Origin of the sequence: Jiella sonneratiae (genome assembly GCF_017353515.1) — a bacterium.
GTDB lineage: Bacteria > Pseudomonadota > Alphaproteobacteria > Rhizobiales > Rhizobiaceae > Jiella > Jiella sonneratiae.
The window spans coordinates 105,136-121,754 of the sequence record NZ_JAFMPY010000008.1 but is presented as its reverse complement, the minus strand read 5'-3'; the positions used below and the strand labels follow the sequence as shown (position 1 = coordinate 121,754).

General features: G+C 65.9%; 15 protein-coding genes and 1 pseudogene. 7 read left to right on the top strand and 9 right to left on the bottom strand.

The window, feature by feature from the left end; all coding sequences use genetic code 11:
• Positions 1 to 247: 247 nt before the first annotated feature.
• The 5 genes from J1C47_RS09925 to J1C47_RS09905 all read left to right on the top strand — a co-directional run bounded on the left by J1C47_RS09925 (position 248) and on the right by J1C47_RS09905 (position 4,565).
• On the top strand, positions 248 to 658 hold the full coding sequence (locus J1C47_RS09925; protein WP_207350597.1) for a hypothetical protein: 411 nt from the start codon (positions 248 to 250) through the stop codon (positions 656 to 658).
• A 230-nt stretch (positions 659 to 888) separates the two neighbouring features.
• Positions 889 to 1,515, top strand: coding sequence for a hypothetical protein (locus tag J1C47_RS09920; protein ID WP_207350596.1), 627 nt, complete (start codon positions 889 to 891; stop codon positions 1,513 to 1,515).
• A gap of 451 nt (positions 1,516 to 1,966) precedes the next feature.
• Entirely contained in the window at positions 1,967 to 2,110 is a 144-nt protein-coding gene (locus tag J1C47_RS09915) for an ABC transporter (protein WP_134762510.1), read from the top strand.
• Between the two features lie 312 nt (positions 2,111 to 2,422).
• Complete coding sequence (locus J1C47_RS09910; protein ID WP_207350595.1) at positions 2,423 to 3,067, top strand: hypothetical protein; 645 nt, start codon at positions 2,423 to 2,425, stop codon at positions 3,065 to 3,067.
• 241 nt (positions 3,068 to 3,308) lie between these two features.
• Entirely contained in the window at positions 3,309 to 4,565 is a 1,257-nt protein-coding gene (locus J1C47_RS09905; protein ID WP_207350594.1) for a lytic murein transglycosylase, read from the top strand.
• A gap of 465 nt (positions 4,566 to 5,030) precedes the next feature.
• Here the strand turns inward: J1C47_RS09905 and folD are convergent, their stop codons facing one another.
• From folD to J1C47_RS09885, 4 genes are all read right to left on the bottom strand, one after another.
• Entirely contained in the window at positions 5,031 to 5,951 is a 921-nt protein-coding gene (gene folD / locus J1C47_RS09900; protein ID WP_207350593.1) for a bifunctional methylenetetrahydrofolate dehydrogenase/methenyltetrahydrofolate cyclohydrolase FolD, read from the bottom strand.
• A 139-nt stretch (positions 5,952 to 6,090) separates the two neighbouring features.
• Positions 6,091 to 6,561 carry a hypothetical protein gene (locus J1C47_RS09895; protein WP_210382286.1) on the bottom strand — a complete coding sequence of 157 codons (471 nt, stop codon included), beginning with the start codon at positions 6,559 to 6,561 and terminating at the stop codon, positions 6,091 to 6,093.
• Positions 6,546 to 6,758, bottom strand: a complete 213-nt coding sequence (locus J1C47_RS09890; RefSeq protein ID WP_207350592.1) for a hypothetical protein — start codon at positions 6,756 to 6,758, stop codon at positions 6,546 to 6,548. Before J1C47_RS09890 ends, J1C47_RS09895 begins: the two co-directional genes overlap by 16 nt.
• 296 nt (positions 6,759 to 7,054) lie before the next feature.
• The gene (locus tag J1C47_RS09885; protein WP_207350683.1) at positions 7,055 to 8,491 is read right to left on the bottom strand and encodes an amino acid carrier protein; all 1,437 of its coding nucleotides are present in this window, start codon (positions 8,489 to 8,491) and stop codon (positions 7,055 to 7,057) included.
• A 246-nt stretch (positions 8,492 to 8,737) separates the two neighbouring features.
• Here J1C47_RS09885 and J1C47_RS09880 point away from each other — a divergent pair, with 246 nt between their 5' ends.
• Entirely contained in the window at positions 8,738 to 9,124 is a 387-nt protein-coding gene (locus J1C47_RS09880) for a hypothetical protein (RefSeq protein ID WP_207350591.1), read from the top strand.
• Between the two features lie 118 nt (positions 9,125 to 9,242).
• On the opposite strand, the gene J1C47_RS09875 is transcribed toward J1C47_RS09880, so the two are convergent.
• The 3 genes and pseudogenes from J1C47_RS09875 to J1C47_RS09865 all read right to left on the bottom strand — a co-directional run bounded on the left by J1C47_RS09875 (position 9,243) and on the right by J1C47_RS09865 (position 12,351).
• Positions 9,243 to 10,136 carry an NAD-dependent epimerase/dehydratase family protein gene (locus tag J1C47_RS09875; RefSeq protein ID WP_207350590.1) on the bottom strand — a complete coding sequence of 298 codons (894 nt, stop codon included), beginning with the start codon at positions 10,134 to 10,136 and terminating at the stop codon, positions 9,243 to 9,245.
• A gap of 229 nt (positions 10,137 to 10,365) precedes the next feature.
• Positions 10,366 to 11,364 carry an ABC transporter permease gene (locus tag J1C47_RS09870; RefSeq protein WP_207350589.1) on the bottom strand — a complete coding sequence of 333 codons (999 nt, stop codon included), beginning with the start codon at positions 11,362 to 11,364 and terminating at the stop codon, positions 10,366 to 10,368.
• A gap of 166 nt (positions 11,365 to 11,530) precedes the next feature.
• Positions 11,531 to 12,351: pseudogene (locus tag J1C47_RS09865) on the bottom strand (ATP-binding cassette domain-containing protein).
• A 596-nt stretch (positions 12,352 to 12,947) separates the two neighbouring features.
• Between J1C47_RS09865 and J1C47_RS09860 the strand changes: the two are divergent.
• Positions 12,948 to 13,901: a sugar-binding protein gene (locus tag J1C47_RS09860; protein ID WP_207350682.1), complete on the top strand. Its 954-nt coding sequence runs from the start codon at positions 12,948 to 12,950 to the stop codon at positions 13,899 to 13,901.
• 75 nt (positions 13,902 to 13,976) lie between these two features.
• On the opposite strand, the gene J1C47_RS09855 is transcribed toward J1C47_RS09860, so the two are convergent.
• Both J1C47_RS09855 and J1C47_RS09850 read right to left on the bottom strand, forming a co-directional pair.
• Entirely contained in the window at positions 13,977 to 15,224 is a 1,248-nt protein-coding gene (locus tag J1C47_RS09855) for a saccharopine dehydrogenase family protein (protein WP_207350587.1), read from the bottom strand.
• A gap of 33 nt (positions 15,225 to 15,257) precedes the next feature.
• Positions 15,258 to 16,355 carry a carboxynorspermidine decarboxylase gene (locus tag J1C47_RS09850; RefSeq protein ID WP_207350586.1) on the bottom strand — a complete coding sequence of 366 codons (1,098 nt, stop codon included), beginning with the start codon at positions 16,353 to 16,355 and terminating at the stop codon, positions 15,258 to 15,260.
• Positions 16,356 to 16,619 lie beyond the last annotated feature (264 nt).

Here is a 16,619-nt window from a genome sequence, read left to right as displayed (position 1 = left end):
GCGGCGATGTTCTATTGGGCGATGCGAAGGATCGATCGTCCGTTCGGCGCTTCAGCTCGCAGGTTTTTCCGGAAAATCGCCGGGGTGCCCTTGCGTCGGGGCCGTCAGGGCGCGCGTTCCCTGCGGGCGATTTGACTTTGCCGGACCCGGCTCCAGCCTTTGGCGGCAGGGACGATGCGGCGCCTTCGCTGCGGGGGCAAATGGGGTCCCCGCACGGCGCCACGGGCGGATTTCGAGAGGTTTCGCGGTGATTATCCAAGCAAAGCGTAAGGCCGGGCGGAAGGCGCGGGCGGTCGGCGCCGGCCTTTTTGCGCTCGCGGCGCTCGCGGCGCTGCACGCGCCGGCCTTCGGCCAGTCGGCACAGAGCCCGGCGGCTGCGGCCGAAGATCCGATCGCCAGCGATCCGGACAAGGTGCTGGTCGAGGTGTCGCTCGGCGACTGGCAGGTGCGGACTTCTCTCGCCGCCAAGCTTTCGCGCAAGATCTCGGACATTCCGCTGACGGTGAAGGTCGCGCCCGACCTCGCCGACGCGGTCTGCCCGCTCGATCGCGGCGCACTCGACCAGCAGGTCGTGGTCAGCCCGACCCGCACCTGTGCCGCCAAGAAGACGACCGAGGCGCTGGAGGCCGAGGTCCGCAAGGTGGTTCCGGCGCAATAGCCAGGATTTTTTCGCAGCGGAACGAGGGGCCGGCGGCGGCTTCGTCACACCTTCGCCGCAATGAACTTCGTGTGGTCGAAAGCCCGGCGCCTCGCTCGACGACGAGGCCGCGGCGCCGCGGCCGGTCGGTTCCCGAACGGGGTTGCCGCCGCATCATCGAAATCGCCGAAGGTCCGCCGCCGTCCGCCCGCTTTAAGAAAGCGGCCGGATGCTGCGGCCGGAGAGACTGAATGGAAACCCGTCCGATGCGCATGATGGCTGTCGCCGCCGTTTCGATCCTTCTGGCCGGCGGCCTTGCGGGCTGCGCCACCAGCGGCGTCGAGGACGCCATGGATCTCGAGGCGCCGGCCGACGACGCCCATTGCCAGAGCCTGCTGATCCGGCCGGGGGAGCTCGTCTACGCCCAGTGCCGGCTGGCGCTGCGCAAGACCTATCTGAACGACTACGCCGCCAGAAAGGCGGTGATCCAGCAGCAATACGGGCCGGTCTCGGGCGAACTCGACATCGCGCTTCGAGCCGACGCCTTCTGCAATTACGACGAGAGCGTCAAGCAGGTGGTGACGCCGGGTCTTTCCGACGACGTCGTCGCGGAGACGGCGTATCAGAACTGCGCCAACACCCGCGGGGAACTCGGCGCGAAGTTCGCGGAGGCCACCGGCCGGCCGGCCGAGCTTCTCGCCGAGGCCGAGCGCCCGACGGTTCTCGGCCAGAACCGCAAGGCGATCCGCGAGGCGCGGGTGGTGATCAAGGGGCCGCCGGGTTCGACGCTCGTCACCGAATCGCAGGTCGCGATCGAGAATGCGCCGGGCGCGCAGGCCGCGGGGACGGTCGTCCCGCCGGCGCCGGTGGCGCACTGAGCCCTTGCCGCCCAAAGACTTCGCCTGAACAATTCTTGCCGTTGCTTGAAGGAAGGGGCGGGTGTGGCCCGCGTCGCTGGGCCGCGAATCAGCCCGCATCCGGAAGGCACGGTCGCGCCCGCCAGGCGCGGTTCAAGCGGAGTTTGCGGTGCGATCGGCGGCGATTTGCCGGCCCCTGCGGCGGGCCGGCAACGCTCCCCCATCCGTCTCTCCGGCTGTGATCCGAATGTCGCATCGCCATGTTCCGAAAGGCTTTGCTGACTTTGGAAAACAGTCGCGAAACAAATTGTTAACGATGAACCCGCTAGGCTTCGGACGTTCGGCAAGGACTGTGGCTTTTGAGCACTTGCCGCTAGCTGGTTTTGGCAACAGGTTCCGAACGCACCGGCCGCAAACGCGTCGGGAATTTGAACTGCGGCAACCAACCGTCAGGCACTGATAGGTAGCTACTATGAAGAAAGTCATCATCGCATCGGTCGCGTGCTTCGCTCTCGCAACCTTCGCTGGCTGCATGGGCAAGGGCATCGGCAAGGGCAAGGGCAAGGCCCCGGTCGAGCCGGCCTACTCCGAGCCGGCTTACGTCACCAAGGGCTGATCCCCTTCAGGTGTGGGGAAGGTCGTTCGCGGCCTTCCCCGTCAATTCGCCCGAGCGGCCTTAGGGCCGCCGGGCGTTCGGTCCTGGAACCGAACCAACCGCAGCGCATTCCTCGGCCGGCCGATCGGTCGCTTGTCTTTCGCCGAAGGAAAAACCCGCGCTGAACTCCATGGCTGGAGTATCGACAGCGTGACATGACGCCACGCCGCGCTTCCTGATCAGGTCGAGCGCCTTATAAGCGTCATGGATGTTGACCGATCGACAACAAGATGAAGTCGGTCATCACGTTTCGTTTTCTAGAAAGGCAGCACTATGCTTCCCTCATTCTTGCGGCTCGCGGCGGCTGCATGTCTCTGTCTGGCTTTTGCCGGATGCACCTCGACGGCCTCGGGCAACAACACGGTCATGGCCGGCGCGCCGGCGAATGCCACCGACAGCCTCGTCCAGCCGGCTGCCTTCGCGCCGAGCGAGGAGGGCCAGTCGCGCCTCGCCAAGCCGTATTTCATCTCCTTCCGCGCCCGCAACGCCGAGAGCTACGGCCACACCTTCGTGGTGTTCGGCAGGCTCGACGCCAGCGGCCACGTTCCCTATGATTCGCGCGGCGTGCTCGTGCCGAGCATGACCGAAATCGCCGGCCTGCATCCGGCCTCGACCAGCGTGGTGCCCTACATGCTGGGCCACTTCGTGCCGGTTCCGTCCGAGACCGGCGCCAGCGACGGCGACAGCGAGAAGGCCTATCTCCTGGCCGAGTGGACCATCCCGCTCACCGCGGCGCAGTACAACGAGATCGTGCCCTACATCCACAAGCTCCAGGCGCGCAGCCCGGTCTGGAACGCGCTGACCTACAACTGCAGCGCCTTCGTCGCCGACGTCGCCCGCCACATGGGCTACAAGACCCCGAGCCCGCTGCATCTGCCGCGCGACTTCATCAACGACATGCGCAAGATGAACACCTGAGGAATGCGGGAGCCGGGAAGACCGGCACTCGATCTTGCGACGGCCCGGCGTCTTCGACGCCGGGCCGTTTGCGTTTCGGACGCCTGCTTCGCTCGTCGCTCAGGGATGGCGAGGGAAGCACGGAGCGGGTCTGCGGCATGGTTCCCGCTCTGCCGCAGCTCCTGCCGCCGGAGGCATCAGAGCAGGTCGTCCGCGCGTCGACGGGGCTTCCGGCGCGGGCCGGGCGCCGCTATCAAAGGGTATGTCAGACCGCTTTCTCCGCCGCCTCCCCGTACTCGCCGCCGCAGCCCTCGTCGTGCTGTCTGCCGCATTCGTCCTCGCGTTGCCGGCGCGCGCCGCGTCCCTCGACGAGGCGTTCCGCGGCTTCCTCGACGAGGACATCTGGCCGGCGGCGAAGCAGCGGGGGGTGCCGCGCGCCGTCTTCGATGCCGCCTTCGAGGGCGTTTCGCCGGACACGACGCTGCCGGACCTCGTCCTGCCGGGCGGCAAGGACACCGTCGCCGAGACGAACTTCCAGGCCGAGTTCAAGAGCGGTGCGGACTATCTCTCCGAGCGCGCGGTCGCCGCGAACGTTTCGACGGCAAAGGCGCTCGCCGCGAAGTATCGCGGCCTGCTCGCCCAGATCGAGAAGCGCTACGGCGTGCCGGCACCGGTCGTCCTGGCGATCTGGGGGCGGGAGTCGGCCTACGGCCGAGCGAAGATCCCGCTCGACGCCTTCCGGGTGCTCGGCACCGAGGCGTTCCTCTCCCGGCGCAAGGCGATGTTCCGCGAGGAGCTTCTCGCGGCTTTGCAGATCGTCGCGGACGGGCACCTGAAGGTGTCGGAGATGAAGTCCTCCATCGCCGGTGCGCTCGGCCAGCCGCAATTCATGCCGACCAAATTCCTGAAATACGCGGTCGACTTCGACGGCGACGGGCGCCGCGACATCTGGGGCTCGGTGCCGGACACGCTCGCCTCGATCGCCAACTTCCTGAAGGCGGCCGGCTGGCAGGCCGGGCGCGACTGGGGCTTCGAGGCGCGCATCCCTGCCGGGGTCTCATGCCGCAACGAAGGGCCCGACAGGACCTTCCGGATCTCCGATCTCGTCAAGCTCGGGGTCGAGCGCGTCTCGGGCCGGCCGTTCCCGCCGAAGGAACTCTCCGGCGCCGGACATCTCCTGTTTCCCGCCGGCCGGCTGGGCCCGAGCTTCGTCGCGACGCCGAATTTCTACGTCATCAAGGAATACAACAATTCCGACCTCTATGCCCTGTTCGTCGGCCACGTCGCCGATCGGATCGGCGGCAGCGGGCCGCTCGAGGGCACGTGGCGAAAGACCGACGGGCTGACCCGCGGCGACGTCTTCCGCATGCAGAAGAAGCTCGTCGCCGAAGGCATGGACGTCGGCGCAGTGGACGGGCTGGCGGGCTTCAAGACCCGCCGCTCGATCGGCGAGGCGGAGGCAAGGCTCGGCCTTTCCGAGACGTGCTGGCCGTCGAAGGGCCTTGCCGCCAAGCTGTGACCGGAAAGGCCGCCCGGCGTCCTTCGGTCCCACGAATGCCGGCCCGTCATTTCGTTTCGGGGCGCCGCGCGTTCCGGAATGCGATTGCGATTCCCGGGCCGATGCCGTCGCCGGCCTCCGGGCGAAGCCGGACGGGCGCGCGCGAGGGTATCTCTGCAAGCGGCCAAGGCCCGTCGGCAGCATCACCTGTGGATGAATTCACCATTCGGTAACGAGAGTTGCCAAATCCTTGGGGAAGAGGATTTGCGTCACTACCGCCGGTCGCCGCGCCATAGTATTGACCGTTTCGTGGAAGCCCACGGAGAGCAGCGAAGAAACGCGCTGCCGCGGCGGGAGTTGCCGGGGAGGCGACTCGGACGGTTCGATCCTGCAAGGGGTCGGACCGTCCCACCTGGGCTTTCCGATCCCGGTTCGCAGCCTCCGGCGACGCGAGCCCGGTGCGGCGGGATCCTCCGCCTCTCATCCTCAGAATTTCGGCGCCTCGATCCCTGCCGACCGGCAGGCCGAGCGCAGCGTGTTCGCCATCAGCATGGCGATGGTCATCGGCCCGACGCCGCCCGGCACAGGCGTGATCGCCGCCGCCTTGCGGGCCGCTTCCTCGTAATTCACGTCGCCGACGAGCTTGGTCTTGGGCGTGCCGTCCTCCTTGAGGCCCTTCTCCGGCGCCTCGATGCGGTTGATCCCGACGTCGATCACCACCGCGCCGTCCTTGACGTAATCGCCGGTGAGCATCTCCGGCCGCCCGACGGCGGCGACGAGGATGTCCGCCCCGCGGCAGACGCCCGGCAGGTCCTTCGTGCGCGAATGGGCGATGGTGACGGTCGCGTTCGCCGCCAGAAGCAGCTGTGCCATCGGCTTGCCGACGATGTTCGAGCGGCCGACGACGACGGCGTTCTTGCCGGAGAGGTCGTCGCCGAGCACCTCGCGGATCAAAAGCATCGAGCCAGCCGGCGTGCAGGGCACGAAGGCCGCGGCGGTATCGCCCGTCGACAGGCGTCCGACATTGATCAGGTGGAAGCCGTCGACGTCCTTGTCGGGATCGATGGTCTGGATGACCTTGGCCTCGTCGACGTGCTCGGGCAGGGGAAGCTGGACGAGGATGCCGTGGACTTCCGCGTCCTCGTTGAGATCGCGCACGACCTTCAGAAGCGTCGCCTCGCTGGTCTCGGCCGGCAGCTCGTGCTTGATCGACTTGAAGCCGCAGGCCGTCGCCGTCTTCGCCTTGGAGCCGACATAGACCTGGCTCGCCGGGTCCTCGCCGACGATGACGACGGCGAGCCCGGGCACGGTGCCGGTCTTTGCCGTCAGGGCCGCCGTCTCCGCGGTCACATTCTCGATGATCCGCGCTGCCGCCGCCTTGCCGTCGATGCGCCTCGCCTCTGCCATGGCCTTCTCCCCTTTGAGCCCGCGTTCTTGATGAGCGGCCGGTCATAAAGGGACGGGCGGGCGATGGAAAGGCAGCCGAAAGCGGAGCTGGAATGTTTCGCGGCGACGGGGTGATTTGCGATCGTCGATGTCGTCTGGTTCAACCCGATCGAACGGACTGGACGATGGACAGGAGATCTATACCGGCGGACTTCAGGATGACCGCCGCGCCAATCAGGAAGACCGTGTAAAGGAAGGCGGCAAGGCAGGACGTCCAGACCGACCCCCAGAAAGTTCCACGCAGGGCGTCTTCTCGAATGCGCGGCGTATTCTCGTCGACGACCGAGCCTGCGAAATCCAGAAGGACGGCATCGGCTTCCTTCTCGGCGCCGGCGATTCTGGTGGTCGTCCAGGTGCGTAGATATTCGTCCAGTTCGGTTTCGTTCGGCTTTCGACCATTCCGTTGAAAGAAGTCCGTCGCCCACTCGCGCTTGGCGATCTTGTAGAGGCAGTAGGCGATCATGCCGGAGAGATTCTCCGCCATCGGCTGATCGACATTCACCAGCCTTTCGAAGATCGGATTGTAATGAGGCTCCGGCGGGGCCGGCGTCTGATTCACTTCGATTTCCACCCGCCCGTGTTCTCGATCGCCATACGGAGCCGATTTCCGGCGGCATCCATCGCCGAGGCGAAGGAAGCGCGCGTCACGATCGTCACGTCGCCGCGACCGGGTACGCTCATGACGTCGGAGAGGTGCCCGGAGCGGGTGTCTCTCACGATGAAGCTTCGACCGGGCCTGCTCTTCTTGCCGTCCCGCGTGACTTTCACGAAGCATCCTCCCTGTCCGACGAACCCCCGGAATTCTCAAACGCGTGTCGGGCAAAACCTCGTTCTACATATAAGCGAATTCGATAAAGCTTTCCATGATCGGTTTGACGGGAGTCCGTACCGACGCTCGAAGGAACCGAGCGACGGGCCGGAGACGAAGGCAGGGGGCTGAAACGTTCTGCCTTCGAGGCCCCTCATACGGTTTCCGGCAGATCACTTCGTGATGCCGGAAACAAAGACGCTCATTCGCCGCGCGGGCTTGATACGAACCCCGCTCTGATCGAGCGGATCTCGTCTCAGACCTTCTCGATGTCGCCGTGCGGCGTCCAGATGGTGCCGTCGATCTTGCCCTGGAGTTCGGGATAGTCGTCGTTGTCGAAGCGTGGTTCGAGACCCGAGGACTTCTGCCGGAAATAGTCCCGCGTCAGCTTCACCACCGTCCCCGACAGCGCCACGATCGCGATCAGGTTGATCGAGGCCATCAGGCCCATCGAGGCGTCGGCGGTGTTGAACACCGTCTCGACCTTCACCAGCGAACCCCAGACGACCATCAGGAGCAGGCCGATCTTCAGGATGCCCAGCCAGATCCGGTTGCCGGCGCCGAGGAAGGTCATGGCGTTTTCGGCATAGGAGTAGTTGCCGATGATCGAGGTGAAGGCGAAGAAGAAGATCGCGATCGCCACGAAATACTGGCCCCAGCCGCCGATATGGGCCGAAAGGGCGTTCTGGGTGAGCTCGGTGCCGGTGACGTCCTGGCCCGGGGTGTAGATGCCGGACAGGAGGATCATCAGCGCCGTCGCGGTACAGATCAGCAGCGTGTCGATGAACACGCCGAGGCCCTGGACCAGCCCCTGCGACGACGGATGGTGGGGATCGGGGGTGGCGACGGCGGCGATGTTCGGCGCCGAACCCATGCCGGCCTCGTTGGAGAACAGGCCGCGCTTCACGCCGTTCAGCATCGCCGCCGTGATGCCGCCGGCAAAGCCGCCCGCCGCCTCCTCGAAGCCGAAGGCGCTCTTGACGATCAGCCAGAGCGTCGCCGGAACCTCGGTGATGTGGACGGCGAGCACGTAGATCGCGACGGCCAGATAGGCGACCGCCATGAACGGCACGACGATCTCGGCGACGTTGGCGATCGAGCGGATGCCGCCGAAGATGACGATCGCCGAGATGACCGCGAGGCCGATGCCGATCCACAGCTTGTCGAAGCCGAAGGCGGCCTCGACGGCGTCGGCGATCGAATTCGCCTGCACGGCGTTGAAGATCAGGCCGTAGGCGAGAATCAGGCTGAGCGAGAAGATCACGCCGAGCCACGGCAGGCCGAGGCCGTGCGACATGTAGAAGGCCGGTCCGCCGCGATACTGTCCCTCCTCGTTGCGGATCTTGTAGAGCTGGGCGAGGGTCGATTCCGCATAGGCCGTCGCCATGCCGACGATGGCGACCATCCACATCCAGAAGATCGCCCCCGGCCCGCCCAGCGTCAGAGCCACGGCGACGCCTGCGAGGTTGCCGGTGCCGACGCGGCTCGCCAGCGACACGGTCAGCGCCTGCAGCGGCGAGATGCCCGCCTTGTCGCCGCCGCGGCTGCCTTTCACCACCCTGAAATATTCGGCGAAATGCCGGATCTGGATGAAGCGCAGCCGGAAAGTGAAATAGATGCCGACGGCGAGGAGCCCGTAGATCAGCACGTAGCCCCAGAATATGTCGTTCATGAAGTTGATGATCGGGTCGATATAGGCCATGCCCTGCTCCGCTCACGGCCGGTCACGGCCTTGCTGTCCGGCTAAGGATTGACCGCGCGGAAGGAAAGAGTCCACCCGGGGCGAGGCGCGTCCAACGGAATTTCCGGCTCGGGCATCCGGCGACGGCGGCGAGGCGCCGCAGGCGGGCGGCGAACGGTATGCCGCACTTGCCAATCCGGCGGCGCCGGACGACATGGCTGCCGACGCTTTCCGGAAAATTCGAACGAGGGGACGAAAATGTACGAAACTCTGGTCAAGGCCCATGGCGGGCTCGCCATGCTGGCCCTTCTTCTGTCGCTCGGCTGGACCGGCGTCGCGCTCGCCGGGCCGTCGGGCGCCGTCGCGGCGGTCGCCGGCTGGAGGAAGGCGGTCTATGTCGGCGCGGTGGCGATCGTCAGCCTCGTCGGCCTGCTCGGCCTCGGCCTCGTCGGCTTCAACCCAGACTGGGCCGGGCAGATCTTCACCTGGGTCGGGATCGTCGTCCTCGTCGCTTATCCGATCCTCGGCGCGAAGAGCCGCAGAGCCTATGCGAGCGGCGAGAAGGGGACGGCGATCGGCCTGTCGATCGCCATGCTGGCGCTCGTCGTCCTCGCCTATTTCGTGATGACGGCCAAGCCGTTCTGACCGCGCGACACGTGTCGCCGCCCTGCCGTCGCCCTGCCGCCGGCAGGTCGCGCTTCAGGGCCGTGCGAGGGAGCGGACAGGGAAGGCTCCTTGGCCCCGCCCTCATGGAATGCCAGCCTCAGACCGAGACGTATTTCCGCCAGTCGTGCTCTTCCTTGAAACCGAGCACCTCCCGGATCTTGCGGTTGGAAAGCGGCGCCTCCCACTCGCCGAGTTCGCGGGTGATCGGAATCTGCGGGCAGTATTTCTTCAGGAACTCGGCCGTCGGCAGCTCGGCGGTGATCGTGTCGTTGGTGGCGTTGAACACCTCGAAGCCGAGGCCGTCCTTGGCGATGGCGAGATCCACCATCTGGCCGAGGTCGCGGGCGTCGATATAGCTCCAGGCATTGCGCTTGCGCGACATCGGATCCTTCAGGAAGTCCTTGAACATCTCGTATTCGTGCGGCTCGATGACGTTGCCTATCCGCAGGGCGTAGATGTCGGCGCCGGAGCGCATGGCGAAGGCCCGCGCGGTCTTCTCGTTGACGACTTTCGACAGGCCGTAGCTGTCCATCGGATCGATGTCGTAGTCTTCCTCGAGCGGGAAGCCGTGGAAATCCTTGTCGCCTTCCGCAAAGCAGACGCCGTAGGTCGTTTCCGATGAGGCGATGACGATCTTGCGGATGCCGAGCTTCACGGCCGCTTCGATGACGTTGTAGGTGCCGAGCGTGTTGACCCGGAAGGTCTCGTTGTCCGGCTTGATCAGGACGCGCGGGATCGCCGCGAAGTGGACCACCGCGTCGATGGGGGCGGGGCCCTTGCCTGTGGCAAATTCCGTCATGTTGAAATGGCAGGACAACGCGTCGAACATCTGGCCGCTGTCGGTGATGTCGGCGGTGAGATTGTCGACGCCCTCATGCTCGAAGGGAACGAGGTCGACATTGAGCACCCGATGCCCCTTGCCGACGAGATAGGGCACGACGTGGCGGCCGGCCTTGCCGGTGCCGCCGGTGAAAACGATGCGCTTTGCCATTTGATGAACTCCCGTATTCTGCAAGTGGGCGCCCGACGCGGACCCTGCCTTCGGGGCCTGCGGGGCCGGGTGTCGAAAAGGACGCGGCGGCGTCGACCGCCGGCCCATGTCAGAACCCCGTGGCGGGGCCTCGTGTCTCGGCCCGGTGTCTCGGCCCGGTGTCAGGGCAAGCTGTGGCGCCGGCGCGTTCCGGCCAGCCTGCCGGCGGGAGCGCAGCTGCGACGCAGCGTCAATCGTTGATGCGCAGATTGCGCAGCCGGTCGAACAGCACGGCAAGAATGATCGCCCCGCCGATGAAGGCGCCCTGCCAGAAGGCGCTGATGCCGAGAAGGCCGAGGCTGTTGCGGATGACCTCGATCAGCGCCGCGCCGACCAGCGCGCCGAAGGCCGTGCCGACGCCGCCGGCGAGATTGGCCCCGCCGATCACCGCCGCGGCGATCACCTGGAGTTCCATTCCGGCGCCGATATTCGTCGTCACCGCGCCGAGCCAGCCGGTCTGGATGATGCCGGCGATGCCGGCGGTGAGGGCCGAGATCATGTAGACCGCGACCTTCATCGGCCGCACCGGCACGCCGGTGAGGACGGCGGCGTGCTCGTTGCCGCCGATGGCGAAGAGGTGGCGGCCGAACTTCGTCCATCGGAGCACGAAGCCGAAGATCAGTGCCAGCACGACCATGTAGATGACCGGATTGGCGATGCCGAAGAAGAACGCCCCGCCGCCGAGCGAAAGCAGCTTCTGATGATCTGGGCCGAACTCGAAGACGACCGTGTTGTTCGACGCGACCATCGCCAGGCTGCGCGCCAGCGAAAGCATGCCGAGCGTCACCACGAAGGGCGGAAAGTTCAGATAGGCGATCAGGATGCCGTTGAAGGCTCCGACGAGGAGGGCGGTGCCGATCGCGGCGAGGATGCCGACCTCGATCGAATGGCCGGCATGCATCGTGATCGCGAGGATCATCGAACTGAGGCAGAGGACGGAGCCGACTGACAGGTCGATGCCGCCGGTGATGATCACCATCGTCATGCCGAGGGCGATGATCGCGGTGAAGGTGACGTTGCGGGTGATGTTGTAGAGGTTCTTCGACGTCGCGAAGGAATCCGTCTCGAAGGAGAGGTAGAGGCAGGCGAGGCAGAGCGCGACGACCACCCAGAAGGTCTGGCTGGCGACGAGGGCGCTCAGCCGGCTGTGCTGGCGGTGGTCGATCGACTGGTTGAGGGTGATTGCCAAGAGAGTGAGCCTCCCGCTCGCGTTGTTCATGCTCTGCCCGTCGCCGGCGTCTTCGGCCTCCGGTCAGTCGCCGCGGTTGCCCGACACCCGCTGCCGGGCCGATCGCGGCGCATGCGGCGAAGGTCTCGAAACGGCCCGTCCGGTTCCGGCGCGAAGGAAGAGACGTTCAGGCGGCTTCGATGGCGCCGGTGATCAGTCCCGTCACTTCCTCCGGCGAACTCGCCGCGATCTTCTTGTCGGCGACCTTGCGGCCACGCCGCATGACGATGACGCGATCGGCGACGGTGAAGACGTCGGGCATGCGGTGGCTGATCAGGACGACGCTGATCCCCTGGTCGCGCAGCCGGCGGATGAGGGCGAGGACCTCGGCGATCTGGCGCACCGAGATCGCCGCCGTCGGCTCGTCCATCAGGACGATCTTCGCGTCCGACAGCCGCGTGCGGGCGATCGCCACGGCTTGCCGCTGGCCGCCCGACATCTTCTTGACGAGGTCGCGCGGCCGGGTTTCCGACTTCAGTTCGGCGAAGATCTCGCCGGCCCGGCGATACATCGCCGCATAGTCGAGAATGCCGAACGGGCCGAAGCCGCGTTTCAGCTCCCGGCCGAGAAAGACGTTGGCCGCGGCCGTCAGATTGTCGCAGAGCGCGAGGTCCTGGTGGACGATCTCGATGCCGTGCCCGCGCGCGTCCACCGGCCTGTGCATGTTGAGCACCTTGCCCTCCATGCGGATGGTGCCGTGGCTCGGCCGGAAGTTGCCGGCGATCATCTTCACGAGGGTCGATTTGCCGGCGCCGTTGTCGCCCATCAGGCCGACGACCTCGCCGGCAGCGAGCGCGAAGGACACGTCGTTGACGGCCTGGATCGCGCCGAAATGCTTCGACACGTTGCTGAGTTCGAGAACCGTCACGCCTCGTCACCCTCCCGGGAGCCGCCCGAAACACCGGGACCCGCCGCAGGCGCCGCAGCACCGTCCGTCGGCCCACTCAAACTGACGCAAAGGCAAGTTCCGCCGCCGCTCGGGGCAGATTCCCGCAACCCGCTCTCGCCGCGCAGATAAGGCACTGTCGGTCCGCGGACGTCAACGGGATTCGGCGGCCATCGTCGTCCCTGCTGCAATTTTTACTGCGGTCGGAGAAATTCAGTTGACCCTCGTTCTGCCTCGGGCTTAGATAAAGCCAGATCGTCACTTCGTTTTTGCACTGCAATACTGCCGCGTCTGCATGAGGTGCAAGTCGAACGCCTCCTCTGTTCATGTTGCTTTGCAGCATGTGCTGTGGGGCGGTGCCGGAGCGTGGCGCGTCCGAGGTCGGGCGGCGGCAGGGCCTGCACGGACCGGAGGGCGGACCGGAGGGCACGGGCGCGTCGGCGCCGGCAGCTCGGGGCCATGTGCATCTCGGGAGGATGTGCAGCTCGGGAGGGATGTGCAGCGCAATCGCCGACCGCGCCGCGCGGTCGGATCGAGACAGCGGCCGCAAGAGCCGCTCCTTCCGCCGAAACCATCGCGTCGGGCATGGAGGCGGACGACACCTGGGAGGACCAAAGTGCAGAAAACCAAACTCTTCGTTGCCGTGGCGGCAGCCGTCATGGCGCTCGGCGCGGGTCCGGCTCTCGCCAAGAAGCAGCTCGTCATCGTCGTCAAGGGGCTCGACAACCCGTTCTTCGAGGCCATCCATCAGGGCTGCGAAAAATGGAACAAGGAGAACGCCTCGTCCGACTACGAGTGCTTCTACACCGGCCCCGCCTCGACCTCGGACGAGGCCGGCGAGGCGCAGATCGTCCAGGACATGCTCGGCCGCGCCGACACCGCCGCGATGGCGATCTCGCCGTCCAACGCCAAGCTGATCGCCCAGACGCTGAAGGTCGCGAGCCCTTCGATCCCGATCATGACGATCGACGCCGATCTCGCCAAGGAAGACGCCGATCTGCGCAAGACCTATCTCGGCACGGACAACTACCTGATGGGCAAGAAGATCGGCGAATACATCAAGCAGCAAAAACCGAAGGGCGGCACGATCTGCACCATCGAGGGCAATCCCGGCGCCGACAACATCCTGCGCCGGGCGCAGGGCATGCGCGACGCGCTGTCCGGGCAGGAAGGGCTTTCGGCGCTTGCCGGCGAAGGCGGCTGGACCGAGGTCTCGGGCTGCCCGGTCTTCACCAATGACGACGGCGCCAAGGGCGTCCAGGCGATGACCGACATCCTCGCCGCCAATCCCAAGCTCGACGCCTTCGGCATCATGGGCGGCTGGCCGCTCTTCGGCGCGCCGCAGCCCTATCGCGATCTGATGAAGCCCTATGCCGACCGGATCGCCAGCGGCGATTTCGTCGTCGGCGCGGCCGACACGATCGGTGACGAGGTGGCGATCGCCGGCGAAGGCCTGGTGACGGCGCTGGTCGGCCAGCGTCCCTTTGAGATGGGCTACAAGGCGCCGAGCGTGATGATCGACCTCATCGACGGCAAGACGGTCGAGGATCCGGTGTTCACCGGTCTCGACGAATGCACCAAGGACACCGTCGACACCTGCATCCAGAAGTGACCATGGGAGGAAGGCGGCGGCGGCCCGCGTCGCCGCCTTTCCTCGCTGCCGAAGGTTCTCGACGCCGGCCCCTGCTCAGGCCGCGAGCTTCAGCGCCACGTCCTCGCCATTGACCTTCACCTCCGTCGCAAGGCCCATCTTGCCGAGAAGTTCGAGGAACGGCTTCGGCGGCAGATCCTCGACATTCGCCATCTTCTTGACGTCCCAGGTGCCATTGGCGATCAAGAGCGCCGCGGCCACCGGCGGCACCCCGGCCGTATAGGAAATGCCCTGGCTGCCGACCTCCTCGAAGGCCGCCTTGTGGTCGGCGACGTTGTAGATGAAGACCTCCCGCGCGCGGCCGTCCTTCCGGCCCTTGACGAGATCGCCGATGCAGGTCTTGCCCTCATATTGCGGCGCAAGCTCCGCCGGGTTCGGCAGGCAGGCCTTCACCACCTTCAGCGGCACCACCTCCTGGCCCTCGGCGGTCCTCACCGGCTGCTCTGACAGGAGCCCGAGATTCTTCAACACCGTGAAGACCTGGACGTAGCGTTCGCCGAAGCCCATCCAGAAGCGCACGTCGGCGTCCTTGTAGCGGGCGGACAGCGAGTGGATCTCGTCGTGTCCGGTCATGTAGGTCGGGCGCTTGCCGACGACGGGCAGGTCCCACTCGCGCGGGATCTCGAACATCTTGTTGGTCTGCCAGGCGCCGTTCTGCCAGGAATAGACGACGCCGGTGAATTCGCGGAAGTTGATCTCCGGGTCGAAATTCGTCGCGAACCACTTGCCGTGGGTCCCGGCGTTCACGTCGACGATGTCGATCGAGGCGATCTCGTCGAGATACTCGTCCTCGGCGAGCCGCGCATAGGCGTTGACGACGCCGGGGTCGAAGCCGGCGCCGAGGATCGCCGTGATTCCGGCCTTCTCGACTTCCGCGCGGCGCTTCCACTCGTAATTGCCGTACCAGGGCGGCGTCTCGCAGATCTTCAGCGGGTCCTCGTGGATCGCCGTGTCGATATAGGCGGCGCCCGTCTCGATGCAGGCCGACAGCACCGCCATGTTGACGAAGGCCGAGCCGACATTGATGACGATCTCCGCCTTCACCTTGCGGATGAGCGCGATGGTCGCGGGAATGTCGAGCGCGTCGAGCCGATGCGCCGAGATCACCCCGTCCTTCACCCTCATTGCGTCCTTCTCGGCGACGGAGGCGACGATTGCCTGGCATTTCGACAGCGTGCGCGAGGCGATGTGGATCTCGCCGAGACGGTCGTTGTTCTGGGCGCATTTGTGCGCCGCCACCTGCGCGACGCCGCCGGCGCCGATGATCAGCACGTTCTTCTTCATCTCGTTCCCCTTCAGGACCTTCCGCATTCGGCCTTACGAGAGGCTTTGTTCGTAGTCGTCATAGCTGAAGTCGCGCACGACCTCGACATGGCCGCCGAGCCGCTTCACCGCGATCGCCGGCATCGTCACGCCGTTGAACCAGTTCTTCTTGACCATGGTGTAGCCGGCCGCATCCTGAATGGAGATCCTGTCGCCGATTTCCAAGGGCTGCGGAAACGAAAACGTCCCGAAGACGTCGCCGGCAAGGCAGGACTTGCCGCAGATCATCACTTCGTGCGGCCCGCTGTTCGGCAAGATCCTGGCGCTCTCCCGGTAGATCAGAAGGTCGAGCATGTGCGCCTCGACGGAGGAGTCGACGATCGCCAGCTCCCTGCCGTTGAAGAGCCGGTCGAGCACCGTCACCTCCAGCGTCGTCGTCCTGGTGATCGCCGCGTCCCCGGGCTCGAGATAGACCTGAACGCCGTATCGTGCGGCAAAGTCCTTCAGCCGCCGGCAGAACGCCTCCACCGGATAGTCGGCGCCGGTGAAGTGGATGCCGCCGCCGAGCGACACCCAGTCGACCCGTTCAAACAGATGGCCGAACTTCGCCTCGATCTGTGCCAGCATGGCGTCGAAGCGGGAAAAATCGCCGTTCTCGCAGTTGTTGTGGATCATGAAGCCGGAGATCTTGTCCAACACGGCTTCCACCCTCGTCGTGTCCCATTCGCCGAGCCGCGAAAACGGCCGGGCGGGATCGGCGAGATCGAAGGAGGAGGTCGAGACGCCGGGGTTCAGCCTGAGGCCCCTTGCGATCGAAGCGCTTTCGGCCTCGAAGCGGGTGAGCTGCGAGACCGAGTTGAAGATGATCTTGTCGGCATGGGAGACGACCTCCGCGATCTCGTGATCGGCAAAGGCCACCGAATAGGCATGCGTCTCGCCGCCGAATTTTTGCCGCCCGAGCCGCACCTCGTAGAGCGAGGACGAGGTGGTCCCGTCCATGTGTCCGGCCATCAGGTCGAACACCGACCAGGCGGCGAAGCACTTCAGCGCCAGAAGCACCTTGGCGCCGGACTTCTGCCGCACCGCGTCCATGACGCGCATGTTCTCCAACAGGCGCGTCTCGTCGATCAGATAATAAGGGGTCTGCAGCATGGCCCGCCCGTCATGCCGGTGGTTCCGGCCGTTGGTCCCGGTCAGTTGTTCCGGCCAGTGTTTCCGGATTGCGGCCGGTGTTTAGGCGAGGGGGGCAGGGGGTGCAAGGTGTGGCGGCAGTGGGGCGCCAACGACGGTCGGCTTGTCGGCCCGAAGGCAGAACCGAATTTTTTAAAGTCCTCGAGGGGAGAGGGCAGGCGTGCCGGAGGCGCCGCGACGCCACTCGAGGACGTCGGCTCGTACGGTTTCCGGCAGATCACTTCG